The following is a 14,709-nucleotide window of genomic DNA, read 5'->3' on the forward strand; positions in this document are numbered from 1 at the left end:
GGCATCTGACCCCCCGGCCCGGGCGGCGCACCTGGTGGTGGAATTCGGGGAGCCACCACCTGGTGCCCGCCGGCCCGCACTCACCCGGGAGGTACCGGCATGGAACGTCCTGAGCACCGCGATACCCGTGGCATGGTGACCGCCGAGCTCGCGGTCGGCACCATCGCCGTCATCCTCGTCACCCTGCTGTTCGGCTGGGGACTGCATCTCTTCACCCGCCAGCTGCTGCTGGAGGACACCGTCGCCGAGGTCGCCCGCCAGTCCGCCCGCGGGGATCGCGTCGCGGTGGCTGCCGCCCGCACCGACGCACCCGCAGGCACCCGTCTCACCATCACGGAGGAGACGGGCGGGGTCCGCGTCCGCGGCGAACTGCCCAGCGGCCCGCCCGGCCGTGCGAGGGATGTCGTCCTCGTCGCCGAGGCCCGGGTCCTGCCCGAGCCGGGGAGCGTCCGATGACCGCCCGCCGCAGGCTGCGCCGTCGGACCGCCCGCCCCGGCCGGGACCAGCGGGGGTCGGGGACGCTGCTGTTGTGCGCGGCGGTGGCGATCCTGCTCGTGCTGACCTGGGCCGGTGCCATCGGGGGCGGCTACGCCGTGGCCCTGCACCGGGTCCGGGGGGTCGCCGATCGGGCGGCGCTGGCAGGGGCGGTCGCGTACGCCTCAGGAACGGAGCCCTGCCCGGTGGCCCGGCGGCAGACCGACGCCGAGTCCCCGGCGGTGATGACCGGGTGCCGCGCTGTCGGTGACCTGCGGCGCTACGTGGTGAGCGTCGACATCTCCTGGCCGGTCGCGACCCGGGCGCCGGGTCTGCCGCGAACGGTCCACGCGGTGGCGCACGCCGGCCCCAGTGAGGCCGAGGTGGCTACCGCGGTGGGGCGAGCTCCGTGACCTGGCGCCAGCGGCACCGCCAGCCGGTCACCCCGGCCACCCAGACCGACGACCAGCGCGCGCCCGATCCACCCTGCCGCACACAGCTGACCAGTACCGTGCTCGGCCCCAGCAGATCCGCCCTCAATGCCTCGATCCGGGGACCGTCGGCGGCCTCGGCGGCCATCAGGGCGGTCGCTGCCGGGCCCTCGACCAGGCGTCCGTCGTGACCGACCAGCGCCAGCGCCGGGTCGACGAGCGTGGCCAGCAGCGCCGTGTCACGGTGGGTGGCGGGCCGCCACAGTGTCAGCTCCGCCGCCGAGCACAGCCCCACCGGGTCGGATCCCGCCCGCCGGTCCGCGGTCGCCGCCACGAAGGTGCCCCGTCGTCCCTCGGCCCGCAGATACCCGGCCGCCTCGAGCTCCTTGTAGCTGCGGGCGACCGTGTTGACGGCCAGCCCGGTCTCCTGCGCGAGAAGACGGACGGTCGGCAGACGGGCGCCGACCTCCAGCTCGCCGCTGTCGATCCGGGCGGCGATCCGGCGGCGCAACTGTTCGTACGGCGGGGTCGACGCCCCCGGATCGACGATCCGGCTGTCAGTGACCAGGGCATCGGCGATCCGGTCGCGGGCCGTCCTGCTGTCGGCAGCGCCCGGGTCAGTGACCATCCGGCTGTCGGTCATCCGGCCGCCGGCAGTGCCCGGGGCAACAGCATCCGGGCCGGGGGAGTGGGGTGCGGTGTGCTGGCTGATGGCGCGCTCCTGATGCGAGGCGGTCCGGTCCGGGCCGGTGGCTGGTCAGGCTACTCCGGCCGGACAGGGCAGGATAGGGGGCATGGATTCGTGGTTCGAGACCTTCTGCCAGGAGCTCGTGATCCGCCGGGCACTCGAGCGGACCGGCCAGGCGCTCGTGCTCGCCCGGGAGGACTTCGGCATCGTGCTGCAGGTCGCCTCCGACTGGAGCGTCGTGCCGGCCCCGGCTCTCGTCGAGGGTCTGGGCCCGCGGTGGATCGGCCTGGTCCGGACGGCGGTGATGCCGCTGCTGGAGACCGACCCCGTCACCGGGGCCGACTGGGAACCCGGCGCGGCGGCCGGCTACCGCGACCGTCCCGATGCGGCCGAGGGGGTGGTCACCGACGTGCTCGTCGTCGACCTGACCGACGCGGCCCGGGGCAGCGGGCAGTGGGTGCTGCCGTACGCGGCCACGGAGTCCGGCGTGTCGTTCGCGGAGCCGGTCCGGGCCGGGGAGTGCGCCGACGCGGTGCTCGCGCTCGGCGAGCTCGACCCGCGTGACCCGGGGCGCATCCCGGCCGCCGACGGCGGCGGGCCGCTGTCCCGCGCCCAGGGGCGGCTCACCCTCGACCTCGGCGGCGCCCACCTCGGGGTGCGTCGGCTCCGCGACGCCGGAGGCGACGGGTTCGCGTACGCCACCGAGCCGTACGCCACCGAGCCGTACGCCACCACCCTGCGCGAGGCCGGGATCGACCCGGTGGAGCTGGTGACGCTGGAAGCCTGAGGTCGCTCAGCCCCTCTTCCTGGGTCGCTCAGCCCTCTTCCTGGAAGGGGCGGACCTCGACCGCCAAGCGGCAGGCGGCCGAGGCGCGCTCGGCGATCTCCAGGGCCTGGACAAGGTCATCGGCCCGGACCACCCAGAAGCCGCCCAACTGCTCGGTCCCCGGCAGGTAGGTGCCCCGGTGCATGGTCACCCTGGCCCCGGTCGCGTCGACGACCCGGGCCTGCGAGGCTGGCAGCAGGCCACCGGCGAAGGCCATCCGGTCCTCCGCCAGCAGACTGTCGTTGAAGGCCGCGACATCGGCGAGGACCTGTTCGGGCGGGGCGTCCGAGGCCTCGGCGTCGGCATGGTGGACGGACAGCAGGTACTGCGGCATGGCGGTTCCTCTCGGTGGACACTCGGTGCTGCCCCAGCCAGTCTGGTCGAGCTGTCGCCGGCGCGCCAGGGCCTCCGGACATCCCGTCGGCTCCGGCCGCCTTGTCGGCTCCGGACAATCTTGCTTCGGACGGCCCGACGACTTCGGACGGCCCGACGACTCCGGGATACCTCGTCGACTCCTGACACCTGGCGACTTCGGATCACCCGTCGACTTCGGATCACGCCGGCCCCGCTCGGGACACCCGGCCGGGCGGCTACTGCCAGCGCCGGCCCTGCACCAGGCCGATCAGGTGGTCCAGCACCCCCGGGTCCATCCGCAGGCCGTTGTGCTCGTACTCGCTGGTCACCCAGGCGCGGCAGTCCGGCAGCAGCGCGGCCGTCTCCAGGGAGTAGTCCAGCGGGACGTACGCGTCGTTCTGGTACACCGCCGCGGCGACCGGGACATCCGCCCGGGCCAGGCCGTCGGGCAGGTACATCCGGTTCCACTCGTGCTCGGCCAGCAGGTCCGCCACCGCGGCGAACGGCCGCAGCTCGGAGTCCTCACCGAAGAGGGTGCGGTGGATGTGCTCCCCGCCCAGTAGGGTGACGTCCTCCCGGACCCGGTCGGGCATCGTCCGGTCCGCTGCCCACCGGGTGGCCACACCGTCGGCGTAGCTGGACTCGTGCAGCACGGCGTAGAGGGGATTGCGTCCCCCGAAGGGCAGGGCGCCGGCGAGGTCGTGGGAGAACGCCGCCGAGGAGGGATCCAGCTCGAGCAGGTAGTGCAACTGTTCCGAGCCGCCCTGCATGCCGAGTCGGATGCCGACCGTACGGAACCGCTCGGCCGAGACGAGGTCGCCGTTCGGCAGGCTGATCCGCCCCTGCTCGCAGAGTGCACTGATGCGCCGGACCAGGTCGCGGTCGCCCGGGAAGCGACGGTAGTGCTCCTCGGACTTGCGGACCATGATCGCCCAGGTGGTCGCGTAGATGTCCTCGATCGGGTGCCCGACCGCGCTGAGGCCGCCGGTGAGGATCGCCCCGGCGAGCGACTCGGGGTGCGCGGAGAGGTAGCGCAGGCTGGTGAAGCCGCCGAAGGACTGGCCCAGCAGCGTCCACTTCGCCACGCCCAGGGCCTCCCGGATCGCCTCGCAGTCGTTGACGATCTCGTCCGCACGCAGGTGCGTGAGGTACTCCGCCTGGTCGTCGGTGCCCAGGCCGGCGAGCGGCGCGGTCACGGTGGCCTCGGCGTGCCGCCCCGTGGGGGATGCGCCCGGGGCGGGAGAGATCGGGGTGGAGGAGATCGGGGTGGAGCGTCCGGTGCCGCGCTGGTCCAGCAGCACCACCCGGTAGTCCTGCAGGGCCCGTGGGAGCCAGCCCGGTGCCGCCGACGGCACCAGCGTCGGGCGCGGTGACTCATTGCCGGGCCCGCCCTGCAGGAAGACCAGGTACGGCTTCTGCTCGCCGCCCTCACCCGTCGCGATCCGGGCGAAGACCTCGATCGTCCGCCCGTCGGGGTGCGCGTGATCGAGCGGCACGTCGAGGGTGAGGTTCGTCAGGGTCAGTCCGGGCAGGGTCTCGGTCGTCGTACGCACGGCCTCGAGCCTATGCCGGGGCGCCGACAGCCGCGCGGGTCACTTCACGCAGGCCACCCCGGCGCCCGACAGGTCGGTGAGCGATGTGGGGGCGGGGCCGGCGGTGCCGCCGCCGGTGGCGTCGACCGGCGTTGCGGTGGCGGTCGGTGCCGACGTCGGGTGCTTCGGCTTCGAGCCGGTGGAGGCCGCGGGCGTCGGGGGCGTCGGCGCGGCGGTGGCCGGCGGGGCGGGGTCGAGCAACTGCTGGACGGTCCGGCGGACCGCGGCGGGATCGACGATGTTGACCGACTGGCCGGCCGGATCGGTGCCGAACCGCTCGACCGGCAGGGTGTAGAAGTGCAGCTTCGAGCCGGACAGGTTCGCCGCGAACGGGGCCAGGGAGAGCGGATTGAGCCCGGAGTCGATCACCAGGTTCTGCTTCGCCACGCCGATGATGGCCGACAGCTTCGACGGGTTGAGGAAGGTGTTGGCCTGCTTGAGCTGGTTGAACAGCGAGACCATGAAGGCCTGCTGGCGCCGGGACCGGTCGAGGTCGGTGAACTGCAGCTGCGGGTGCACGTTGTCGCGCCGCTGCCGGACGAAGGCGACCGCCTGGCCGGCGTCGATCTGCTGCACCCCGGCGTGGAAGTTCGCCCCGGAGTACGAGTCCTGGGTGTCCTGCTTGACGCAGACGGTGATCGGCTGGATGACCTGGGCGATCTGGAAGAACGCCACCATCGTCACCTCGGTGAAGTGGTTGATCTTCACCCCGAGGAACTGGTCGACGGTCGCGATCTCCGCGGAGCGGCCGGCGTCGCGGGCCTGCTGGTAGGCGTCATCGCCGGTCCTGCCCTGGCGGGCCAGGGTGCGTTGGGTCTGGTCGAAGGCCAGACCGTACGCCTCCTTGATCTTGGCCCGGCAGGTGCCGTCCGGGCAGCCGGGGATGTCGACGTAGTCGTCGCGGGGGATCGAGAAGACGCTGGCCGCGGACCCGTCGGCGGGGATGTGGACGTACATCAGGACGTTCGAGTTGAGCCCGCCGGTGGACGCCTCACCGGCGTGCAGTGCGTTGTAGATGTCCGCGGGCAGGGGCTTGCCGTTCTCGTCCAGCCGACTGTCGAGCCCCATGATGAGCATGTCGACCGGCCCGTCCAGCGTGCCCGAGGCGGTGGTGTCCACGCCGGTCCCGTCGAGCGCCGAGGAGCGGTGGATCCCCTGGTACACGGAGAAGACCACGGCCACGGCGGCGACCACCACCGCCACCACCAGCACTCCGACCCAGAGCCCGATCCGGCGGCCGAGGCGATGACGACGACCCACTTCGGGAACGGCGTGGCGGGCCGCGGCGCGGCGGGGTCCCGGTACGGACCTGGTCATGCTCCTCCTGGACGGCTCGGCGACAGGGGCTCCGTGAGCTGGATCCGCCCAGGCTATGCGGCGGATCGTCACGGACCCCCGTCGGCCTCAGTGCTTCCTAAGGCCTCGTTCAGGAAGCGTTCACCCCCGCCGACGTGCTTGCCCGGTCTGATTGGATGATGGTGACACTGCGGCGCGGCGGGAGGACCGACCCCGCCCGGCTCGTGGTGCCACGGCCCCTTCGTGGCCGGGACCGGCGGGCGATCGTCCGCCGGGGTGCCGGTGCACAGGACCCTGTGTCCGTCGAGTGAGAGAAAGCGCGAACCTGCAATGTCTGTCCCGGAAGACCGGATCCCCACACCTCGACGTGCCCTCCAGCCGCGCGCCCATCAGCAGGAGGAGGACGGCATCTTCCGCCGCTCGGCCTACCCCCTGACCCTGATCCTGGTCGCGATCGTGGCGATCGTGGCGATCACCGTGGTGGGCTTCCTGCTGAAGCGACACCCCGTCGACCTGCCGCTCTCCAAGGCGTTGAACGGGCTGCACACCGGCGCCTTCGGCGCGGTGACCTCGGCGGTCTACCACATCTTCAGCCCGGTCCCGGCGATCATCGTCACGGTGGTGATCTGTGCGCTGATCTGGCTGGTCGGCAAGAGCCTGCGGACCGCCGTGGCGTTCGGTGGGCTGGTGGCCGTCACCTGGCTCCCGTCGGCCGTCGTCAAGGCGATCGTGCACCGGCCGCGCCCCGACGTCGCTCTGCTGTCGCACCCGTTCACCCCGGTGCAGACGGACCCTTCCTTCCCCAGCGGACACACGGTCTTCATCGTCGCCTTCGTGATCGGTGTCGCCTACCTGCTGCGGGGCAGCCGGTGGTCCGGCCTGTGGACGGTCGTCGGCACCCTGCTGGTGATCGTGGTGGCGCTGTCGATCATGATCGACGCGATGCACTACCCGACCGACGTCCTCGCCTCGATCGTCTGGTCCCTGTCGGTGGCGCCCGCCGTCCGCGTCGTCGGGGTCGACATGATCATGCCGCGCATCCCGTTCCTGGCCCCACCGGGAACCCCCGAACTCACCCGCTGATCCTGCTCGCGCCGGGACACGCGAGCTCAACCGGCGGCCATGCTCACTTGCTCCTATCAGCAGGATAGGGGTGCGTGCCGGATCCGGGACTACCCGGCCTCGACGACGCGGTCGAGCATGAAGACCATGACATCCCTCCCGACCCGTACGGCCCCTCCGGTGGCACCCGCCTCGTCGGCATCGCCCACGTCGGCATCACCGGCAGCGGTACCGGCTGCGGCGGCGCCTGTCGCGGCGAGCCCGGCCGGAGCGGTCCGCGCAGCCCGGCTCCCCCCGCTCGGTCCCGCCTGGTATCCCGCGGTGATGGGCACCGGCATCCTCGGGACCCTGCTGCAGACCTGTGCCGAGCGGGTCCCCTGGGCCCAGGACGCGGCGCTGGTGCCCCTCGTCCTGTGCTGGAGCCTGCTCGTGGTGCTGACGGGCGGCTTCCTGCGACGGATCGTCCGCGACCGCGCCGCCTTCACCGACACCGTGCGCGACCTCGCCACGGTCCCGCTGTGGGGCACCGTCGCGATGGGGGTGCTGTCGGTCGGATCCTGCACGGCCACCGTCGTGCCGGCCCGGTGGCCGGGACTGTCCGGGATCGCCTGGACGGTGGACGGCGTGCTCTGGGTGATCGGGACCCTCATCGGGGTGGTGGCGGCGTTGGGGTTCGGGGCCCGGTTGGTGGCCCGTGACTGCGGGGCGCCGACGACCGTGTGGGGGCTGGCCGTGGTCGGGCCGATGGTGTCCGCCACGACCGGTGCCGCCCTGGTGCCGCACCTGGCCGGTCCGATGCGGGTCTGGCTGCTGCTCGCGGCGGTCGCGTGCTTCTTCCTGTCGCTGTTCGTCGGCACCATCGTCTTCGCGGTCGCGTACCACCACCACTGGCGGGTGGCGCCGATCCCGGTCGCGGCGTCCGCCTCCGCCTGGATCCCGCTCGGGATGGTCGGCCAGTCGACCGCTGCGGCCCAGTCGATCGCGCTGCGGGCCCGGCCGATGCTCGCCGTCCCGGCTGCTGACGCCGTGCAGCAGGCGGCGAACCTCTACGGCTTCGTCATGCTCGCGATCGGTGTCCCGCTGGTCATCTGGGCGACCGTGGTGACCGTACGGGGCTTCCGGCGCCGGATGCCGTTCAGCCCCGGTTGGTGGGCCCTCACCTTCCCGATCGGTACGCTGGCGCTCGGCGCCTGGCAGCTGGGCCACGGCAGCGGGCTCCCGGCCGTGACCACCCTCGGCGTACTCGCCACCGGGGTGCTCTGCGGCACGGTCGCCCTGTGCCTGGTGGCGTCGGCCCGGGGGATCGCCACGCGTGGTCTGGCCCGCTGACCCGTACGCCCCGCGTCGCCACGCCGCCGGCCGACTCCGCCTGCTTGCGGTGACCTCGGAGAAGCCACGGGGGATGACCGCCCTGCGTTGCCCCGCCGCCGGCCGACTGGCCGTCCCCGGCCGACTGGCCGTCGCCGGCCGGGTGGGCGATGCTCGGACGGGTGTCGGTCCGGCCGGCATCGGCCCGGTGGATGTCCCTATCATCGCGGGGTGACCAAGTTCCCGAGTCTCGAGGTGCTCGAGCTGCTCGTCGCCATCGCCGAGCACGGCAGCGTCGGGGCCGGTGCCCGCGCCGTCGGGATGGCCGAGCCCAACGCCAGCCGGGCCGTCCGCCGCTTCGAGCGCGAGGTCCGGGTGGTGCTGTTCCGCCGTACGCCACGGGGCAGCGAGCCGACCGAGGTCGGGCAGGCGGTGGTGGCCTGGGCCCGGCCGCTGCTCCAGCAGGCCGAGGGGCTGGCGCTGGCGTTGCGCTCGCTGGAATCGGCCGGACTGGGCCAGCTGGACGTGGCCGCCTCGATGACCATCGCCGAGCATCTGTTCCCGCGCTGGCTGGCCGAACTGCGGCGGCATCATCCTGACGACCGGGTGCGGCTGCGGGTGGAGAACTCGGCCGAGGTCAGCCGGCTCGTCCTGGAGGGGGCGGTGGAGCTCGGGTTCGTCGAGGACCCGAGCCCGGTCTCCGGGCTGGGCCACCGCGTCGTCACCCGGGACCGGCTGGTGCTCGTCGTCGCTCCCGGTCATCCGTGGGCGCGATGCCCGGCCGTCGAGCCGGAGGAGCTGGCCGCCACACCATTGGTCGCCCGGGAGGTCGGGTCGGGCACCCGTTCGGTCCTCGAGCACGCCCTCGGACGGCTGCCGCTGGCCCCGGCCGCCGCGGTCCTGAACAGCAACGCCGGCGTACGCGCCAGCATCCAGGCCGGGGTCGCCCCGGGCGTCCTCAGCGATCTCGTGGTGGCCGACCTGGTCCGGTCGGGAGACCTGGTGGTCGTGCCCATCGCCGGCCTGGACCTGGTGCGCCCGCTGCTCGCGGTGTGGCGGACCGGACAGCCGCCGCGGGGAATCGCGGCGCAACTCGTGGCCGTCGCCGAACACAGTCAGGAGCTGACCACCTGACCCCGATGTCGTCTCCGGTGTGCTGGCTGCATCGATCCCTACTCGTGTGGAGATCTTGGTAACGTCAGCGGAGCTGGGGGAGGGGGCGATGATGTGGAGTCGTGTCAGCGCATACGGCGGTGTCGTGTTGGCACTGAGCGTGGGAATCTTTCTGTCCGGATGCTCAGTTCCGATCCGTCTGGCGGGTCAAGCGGGAACGCCAGTACCTACTCCGTCCCCCGTGATCACCGCGACTGCTGAGCCTGTCTTGACCTGGGATCGCGTGCTGACTCAGACCCGTTCCTCGGTCCTGACGGTGCGCACCGCCTCGTGCGATGAGAGCACGGCGATGGGGTCCGGTTTCGCCGTCGGACCGGACTTGGTGATGACTGCCGCGCACGTGGTCGACACGGCCTCGACGGCGAGTGTGCAGTTCGATGACGGGCGGATCGTGAAGGCGGAGCTGGTGGGCTACGACCACTCTTCTGACTCCGCATTGCTGCGTACCGCTCAGCCGCTCGGTGTTCCCGCCCTGTCCCTTGTTCCCGGCGATCCGGTCCAGGGCACCGAGCTCGCCGTGCTGGGGTTCCCGCTTGACATGCCGCACATCGTGATCGCCCAAGGCGTCGTGAGCGCCGTCCATCAGCCGGTCCACTACTCCCGCTTCAGTGTTGACGATGCATTCGTCACCGATGCCGCGACCAATGCTGGCAACAGCGGCGGCCCGGTCATCGACCGTCAAGGGCATGTCATCGGTCTGGTCAGCGGTGGACGACAGTGGGTCCAGCAAGGGGAGGCCGTCGAACCCGTGCAGGGGATGAACTACATCATCCCGTCACCACAGCTCGCAGCGGACCTGGCCCGATGGAAGGATGCACCTTCCTCCGGGTTTCCAGCGTGCCATGGCGGCCCTAGGGCCGAACAGAAGCAGGGGAAGACCGTCCCGACCGTCGATGTGACCGTCAACTCCACCGACGGGAACGCCCGGGCAGTGGCGGCCACGCTTGCCGTCCACGGCCAGAGCATCAACGAGGGGAACTACTCCAGCGCGTGGCAGCTGTTCACCAACTCCATGAAGACCAACATGCATGACCTGGATACCTGGAGTGCGGGACTTACTACGTCGTATTGGCGCTCGATCACCGTCAGCTCCGTTACCCGTCAGGGAAACTCCGCGTCCGCTGAGGTCGTGCTCACGACCCAGCAGAGTGCCAAGGATGGCTTCCATGGGCAGACCTGCAGTGTCAGTTCCATGCATTACCGGTTGATTCTGACACAAGGGGTCTGGCTGATAGACCGCGCCCAGCGGCCAACCGACCCGACGCCATGCTGAACAAGGGGGCGACGAGACGAGAACCGGTCCGCTGGTGGATGCGCGGATAACCTTGAGATGGGATGCGACAAGTACACCCAAGAATCCGGGCTGCCTGAACCAACTCGGGTCTGACCTGGGCAGGAACCTGTTCGTGGTGTTCATACTCACCCCACTCGGAGTCCACGAGTACGAGAACTGCTTTCCGGTCTTGGTCTGGAACGTCATCCCGGCCTGCAGTGCCACTGCGTCCCACACCATCGAGAATGCCGTCATGTAGACGATGGTCCCGAAGTTGCTCCCGGACGCGACGAGATCCGAGGGCCATGCCCCCCTGCGACACGTCGATCGTCAGGGCGTCGAGCCGGTGTCCAAGCCGACAACCGCGGCACTTGCGTCATCATCTGGATGGATCGGCGGGTTCCCACTCCCACAGTCCCAGGCGGTCTTTGACCGGGATGGTCTGGGGGTAAGCAACCGGGTCTTTGAGGACCCAGGCGTACAGGCCGGGTCCGTAGTCACCCAGAAGCCGTTCGAGGTCGGTCGGGGCGTAGTCGGTGGTCTCGATCACGTCGGTGAGAGTGACCTCGCCCAGGATGGCCCCACGCTGGTCGGCGAAGACGGGACCGGCGGGGCCGGGGTGATCGAGGGCGTTACGGAGTCGCCCGTCGGGCACGAAGCTCCACGGGGGCTGGCGGCGGCAGGGAGAGTCGGTGGCCCAGGTCATTCCGGCGTGGATGACGAGCTGGCCCCGGTAGGTAGTTGTCCAGGTGCGGGTCTCGTGGTGCTTGATCCCGGCCATGATCAAGGCGGCCCACGGTTGGCGGATGGTCAAGGTCTTCATGCTGGACTCCCCACCGCCGGTGGCCCGATTGCTGAGATCGCGGTGCCATGCCCATAGAACCACGAACCGGTCGTGATGGGTGGGCCGAACCAGAAGGTAGTCCCCGGTCCCTCACTGCGTCGCCGAGCAAGGTGGGTGCCTTTCGCATCCTCGGCGGATTCTTCGACTCATTCGCATGGTGGACCCGCTGGATCCGGAGAAATGTCAGGAAGCGATCATCCGGGCCAAGGACCTCCCGTGAGCCCGATCGTGAACCCCAAGCCCCGATTCCACGGCATCCGTATTGTGAGCCCCTTCGACCAGATCCGGCACCGCGACGACGACGGCCACGAGTACTGGTCGGCCCGGGAGCTCATGCCCCACTACGGGTACAGCACCTGGCAGAAGTTCCAGGTCCCCATCAAGAAGGCCATGGTCGCCGCCGAGGGCGCGAACATGGACCTGGCAAGCCACTTTGCCCAATCGGTCAATCCAGTCGAGTCGGGTACAGGAGGCAACCGCACCCAGGCGGACTACCTGCTCACCCGACGGGCGGCCTACCTGGTGGCGATGAACGCCGATGAGAAGAAGCCGGAGATCCAGGCTGCCCAGCGGTACTTCCTCGAGAAGACCGTCCGGGCCGAGTCGGTGCTGAACCGGATTCCCTCCGAGATGGCAGCGATGGTCCCGATGACCTACTCCGAGGCCCTGCGCGCCTACGCCCGGGAGGTCGACGCCAGGGAAGCCGCCGAAGCCTACGTCAAGGAGCTGGAGCCCAAGGCCGAGTCCGACGACGAGTTCATGGACACCGATGGGACCTACTCGGTCGGCGCGGTGGCCAAGATCTGCGGGCTCACCCAGAACGGGCTCCACGAGCGGAACGCCGCTACCTCGCACACGCTCGGGTGGCTGAGATGACCCGGCGCTGCGGGGCCGAGTACGAACTCCTCGTCTACTTCTCGCCTACACCGGACTGCGGTGGGGGAGATGGCGGCACTGACCGTGCGCAGGATCGACTTCCTGCGCCGCCGCATCGAGGTGCGTGACTCGGTCACCCGGGCCCGGGGTGGCCTCGTCCACGGGGACACCAAGAACCACCAGCCCCGGCAGGTCGCGCTCCCTGACTTCCTGATCGAGCCCCTCTCCCGTCAGGTGGCAGGCAGGGGGCCCAATGGTCTGGTCTTCTGCCGCTCCGGCGGCTCCAGATGCTCGGCCACAAAAGTCCGCGAAGCTGACCCTGGACACCTACGGGCATCTGTTCTCCGACCAACTCGGTACGGTCGCCGACGCGATGAGTGCCGCCCGTCAGGCCGCCCTGACGGACCGGCCCGGATCGTCCGTCGACACGAGTGTGCACATTTTGTGCACATCCGACCCTGACCAGGCCCCTGACAGGGCCACCTCCGCAGAGGTCCTTCCCCTTGTCGGAAAGGGGCTGGATGATGAGTATCCCCTACGGGATTCGAACCCGCGCTGCCGCCTTGAAAGGGCGGTGTCCTAGGCCACTAGACGAAGGGGACCCGGCGATGATCGCCGCGGCGCCCGGCCCGTACGGGCGGAGAGCCGACGAACAGCATATCCCAACCGGGCTGCTTCAGTTCACGCTGACGTGCACGTGGTCGTAGTGGTTGGCGGTGGTCGAGCCGCGATCGGCCATGTAGCGCCAGCCCTCCGACGAGCGCGCGACCGACCAGATGTGCTGTCGCCAGATGATGTAGCTGATGCCCAGTTCGCTTGCGTGGGCCTGCAGGTAGGCGGCGATCTGGTCGCCGACGACCTTGTTGGCCCCCGACCAGTTCGGGATCATGCAGTCGACCGCATGACCGTCGTTGTGGTCCGATCCGGGCTCCACCCGGACCCCGTAGTACGGGCCGACCACCGGCCACTGGGTCTCCACCACATTGACGACCTTCTTGGCCGACGGCACGAGCCCGGACAGCCCGACCGAACCGGGCAGCGCGGACGAGATGATCGACGACGACACGCTCGCCGGATCGATCGCGCTCGACGTGCCGGGGTTGCTGCTGCTCAGGTACTGGCTCGACATCCAACGCGCGGCGCCCTGCCAGACCACCTCGGTCCAGCCGTTGGAGGTCCTGCCGGTGGTGCTCACCTGCTGGCCCTGCACCAGGGTGGTCACCACGGCGTACGAGGTGGAGGGACCGGTGCGGACGTTGACCGAGGTTGTGGCGTACATCGTGCCGGCCCCGCTGATCGGGGACGGCGCCGGTTGGCCGGCCGACGCGCCTGTGGCGGTCAGATAGCTGCTCGAGGCCCAGCGGGTGACGCCGGCGTAGAGCACCTGGGTCCAGCCGTTCTGCTCCACGCCGGTGGTGGTCACCTTGGTGCCCTTGGCCAGTGTCGTGATGATGGCGTACGAGGTCGAGGGCCCGGTCCGGATGTTGAGCGCCGTCGTGGTGTACGCCGTGCCCGACCCGGCTGCTGATCCCGCGCCCGAGGAGCCGCCGGAGGTGAGGTAGACGGTCGACACCCAGTAGGAGTGCCCGTCGCGGGCGATCTGGGTCCACGCGCCGGAGGTCGTGCCGGTGAGAGTGACGGTGGTGCCCTTGCCGAGGGTGGTGACGACCGTGTACGCCGTGGACGGGCCGGTGCGGACGTTCAGGTTGACGGTGGTCACCGCAGTGCCGGCCGACCCGGAGACTGCAGGGGCGGCGGCGCCGGTGTCGCCACTGACGTAGCGGCTGGCGACGTAGACCTTCCGGCCGTTGAGGTCCACCGGCGTCCAGCCGTCGACCGAGTCGCCCAGTGCGGTGATCCGCTGACCGGTGCTCAGGCCACCGACGATCGAGTAGGAGAGCCCGGGCCCCGACCTCAGATTCACCCCGGTGGTGGCGGTCAACCGGTCACCCTGTGCCGACTGCGAGAGTGCACCGAAGACCATGCTCGACGTTGTGACGAGTCCGGCCACCGTCACTGTCGCGACGGTCCGCCCGAGGGCGCGAACAAAGAAGCCCATGAGTCTTCCCCTCCCGGCGACCTTCCCGAGCCGCCGTGACATGCGGGCGCCGGGGCCGGTGCCCGAAGGGGTCGTGCGCGCGAGTGCTTCCTCGGACCGCCTGCCCTTCCCCGACAGGATGTCCCACTCGCGAACGACGACCTCCGGGGCTGACAGTATTGGTCCCCGGTCGCGCCGGGAACTCTCAAGCTCGACTTGACCTTCATTTGACAAGGCGAAATGACAGCGGCGTCGGGGCCTCGGCGTCGGCCCTCGAGGGGTGGCCGGTGGTCAGGAGAGGTGTCGGTGTCGATCCCGGGGGAGGTGTTGATCCCGGGGGGGTGTCCCTATGAGGTTCGTCAAGCGGCGGCAGGGATGGATGGCTGGTAGAGGGTGCCGTCTCTGAGCATGGCGAACAGGACGTCGCAGCGTCGGCGGGCCAGGCAGATCAGGGCGGCGTTGTGTTTCTTGTGT

General features: G+C 70.6%; 14 protein-coding genes and 1 tRNA gene. 8 read left to right on the forward strand and 7 right to left on the reverse strand.

Annotated elements, in window-relative coordinates; genetic code table 11:
• The first annotated feature begins 99 nt into the window (after nt 1–99).
• Together VB059_RS14415 and VB059_RS14420 are read left to right on the forward strand one after the other, a co-directional pair.
• On the forward strand, nt 100–456 hold the full coding sequence (locus VB059_RS14415; protein ID WP_323422668.1) for a TadE family type IV pilus minor pilin: 357 nt from the start codon (nt 100–102) through the stop codon (nt 454–456).
• Complete coding sequence (locus tag VB059_RS14420; protein WP_323422669.1) at nt 453–887, forward strand: Rv3654c family TadE-like protein; 435 nt, start codon at nt 453–455, stop codon at nt 885–887. Before VB059_RS14415 ends, VB059_RS14420 begins: the two co-directional genes overlap by 4 nt.
• On the opposite strand, the gene VB059_RS14425 is transcribed toward VB059_RS14420, so the two are convergent.
• A complete protein-coding gene (locus VB059_RS14425; RefSeq protein ID WP_323422670.1) occupies nt 862–1,533 on the reverse strand; it encodes a GntR family transcriptional regulator in 672 nt (223 codons plus the stop codon). The two genes, VB059_RS14420 and VB059_RS14425, sit on opposite strands and share 26 nt — an antisense overlap.
• 166 nt (nt 1,534–1,699) lie before the next feature.
• On the opposite strand from VB059_RS14425, the gene VB059_RS14430 reads away from it, so the two are divergent.
• Nucleotides 1,700–2,380, forward strand: coding sequence for a hypothetical protein (locus tag VB059_RS14430; RefSeq protein WP_323422671.1), 681 nt, complete (start codon nt 1,700–1,702; stop codon nt 2,378–2,380).
• Between the two features lie 28 nt (nt 2,381–2,408).
• Here VB059_RS14430 and VB059_RS14435 read toward each other — a convergent pair whose 3' ends face one another.
• From VB059_RS14435 to VB059_RS14445, 3 genes are all read right to left on the reverse strand, one after another.
• Entirely contained in the window at nt 2,409–2,753 is a 345-nt protein-coding gene (locus VB059_RS14435) for a YciI family protein (RefSeq protein WP_323422672.1), read from the reverse strand.
• A 256-nt stretch (nt 2,754–3,009) separates the two neighbouring features.
• Nucleotides 3,010–4,326 (reverse strand): alpha/beta hydrolase, encoded by a 1,317-nt coding sequence (locus VB059_RS14440; protein WP_323422673.1) that lies wholly within the window; start codon nt 4,324–4,326, stop codon nt 3,010–3,012.
• 39 nt (nt 4,327–4,365) lie between these two features.
• Nucleotides 4,366–5,682 carry an LCP family protein gene (locus VB059_RS14445; protein WP_323422674.1) on the reverse strand — a complete coding sequence of 439 codons (1,317 nt, stop codon included), beginning with the start codon at nt 5,680–5,682 and terminating at the stop codon, nt 4,366–4,368.
• Nucleotides 5,683–5,991: 309 nt separating this feature from the next.
• On the opposite strand from VB059_RS14445, the gene VB059_RS14450 reads away from it, so the two are divergent.
• The 4 genes from VB059_RS14450 (at nt 5,992) to VB059_RS14465 (ending at nt 10,477) form a co-directional block, all read left to right on the forward strand.
• The gene (locus VB059_RS14450; protein ID WP_323422675.1) at nt 5,992–6,744 is read left to right on the forward strand and encodes a phosphatase PAP2 family protein; all 753 of its coding nucleotides are present in this window, start codon (nt 5,992–5,994) and stop codon (nt 6,742–6,744) included.
• A 126-nt stretch (nt 6,745–6,870) separates the two neighbouring features.
• On the forward strand, nt 6,871–8,052 hold the full coding sequence (locus tag VB059_RS14455; protein WP_323422676.1) for a TDT family transporter: 1,182 nt from the start codon (nt 6,871–6,873) through the stop codon (nt 8,050–8,052).
• 210 nt (nt 8,053–8,262) lie between these two features.
• Nucleotides 8,263–9,165: a LysR family transcriptional regulator gene (locus VB059_RS14460; RefSeq protein WP_323422677.1), complete on the forward strand. Its 903-nt coding sequence runs from the start codon at nt 8,263–8,265 to the stop codon at nt 9,163–9,165.
• Between the two features lie 220 nt (nt 9,166–9,385).
• Nucleotides 9,386–10,477 carry a serine protease gene (locus VB059_RS14465; protein WP_323422678.1) on the forward strand — a complete coding sequence of 364 codons (1,092 nt, stop codon included), beginning with the start codon at nt 9,386–9,388 and terminating at the stop codon, nt 10,475–10,477.
• A 379-nt stretch (nt 10,478–10,856) separates the two neighbouring features.
• On the opposite strand, the gene VB059_RS14470 is transcribed toward VB059_RS14465, so the two are convergent.
• Nucleotides 10,857–11,300, reverse strand: coding sequence for an ASCH domain-containing protein (locus VB059_RS14470; protein ID WP_323422679.1), 444 nt, complete (start codon nt 11,298–11,300; stop codon nt 10,857–10,859).
• A 237-nt stretch (nt 11,301–11,537) separates the two neighbouring features.
• Here VB059_RS14470 and VB059_RS14475 point away from each other — a divergent pair, with 237 nt between their 5' ends.
• A complete protein-coding gene (locus VB059_RS14475; RefSeq protein WP_323422680.1) occupies nt 11,538–12,197 on the forward strand; it encodes a hypothetical protein in 660 nt (219 codons plus the stop codon).
• A 529-nt stretch (nt 12,198–12,726) separates the two neighbouring features.
• Here VB059_RS14475 and VB059_RS14480 read toward each other — a convergent pair.
• Nucleotides 12,727–12,799: transfer RNA gene (locus VB059_RS14480), tRNA-Glu, on the reverse strand.
• 74 nt (nt 12,800–12,873) lie between these two features.
• Entirely contained in the window at nt 12,874–14,256 is a 1,383-nt protein-coding gene (locus VB059_RS14485) for an SH3 domain-containing protein (RefSeq protein WP_323422681.1), read from the reverse strand.
• Nucleotides 14,257–14,709: the final 453 nt, after the last annotated feature.

The sequence above is a fragment of the Raineyella sp. genome, from assembly GCF_034933565.1.
Lineage (GTDB): Bacteria > Actinomycetota > Actinomycetes > Propionibacteriales > Propionibacteriaceae > Raineyella.

Coding starts and splice junctions, on each gene's coding strand:
- VB059_RS14425 (WP_323422670.1), bottom strand. CDS start 1,533: ATGGTCACTGACCCGGGCGCTGCCGACAGCAGGACGGCCCGCGACCGG.
- VB059_RS14445 (WP_323422674.1), bottom strand. CDS start 5,682: ATGACCAGGTCCGTACCGGGACCCCGCCGCGCCGCGGCCCGCCACGCC.
- VB059_RS14450 (WP_323422675.1), top strand. CDS start 5,992: ATGTCTGTCCCGGAAGACCGGATCCCCACACCTCGACGTGCCCTCCAG.
- VB059_RS14430 (WP_323422671.1), top strand. CDS start 1,700: ATGGATTCGTGGTTCGAGACCTTCTGCCAGGAGCTCGTGATCCGCCGG.
- VB059_RS14420 (WP_323422669.1), top strand. CDS start 453: ATGACCGCCCGCCGCAGGCTGCGCCGTCGGACCGCCCGCCCCGGCCGG.
- VB059_RS14435 (WP_323422672.1), bottom strand. CDS start 2,753: ATGCCGCAGTACCTGCTGTCCGTCCACCATGCCGACGCCGAGGCCTCG.
- VB059_RS14485 (WP_323422681.1), bottom strand. CDS start 14,256: ATGGGCTTCTTTGTTCGCGCCCTCGGGCGGACCGTCGCGACAGTGACG.
- VB059_RS14470 (WP_323422679.1), bottom strand. CDS start 11,300: ATGAAGACCTTGACCATCCGCCAACCGTGGGCCGCCTTGATCATGGCC.
- VB059_RS14455 (WP_323422676.1), top strand. CDS start 6,871: ATGACATCCCTCCCGACCCGTACGGCCCCTCCGGTGGCACCCGCCTCG.
- VB059_RS14415 (WP_323422668.1), top strand. CDS start 100: ATGGAACGTCCTGAGCACCGCGATACCCGTGGCATGGTGACCGCCGAG.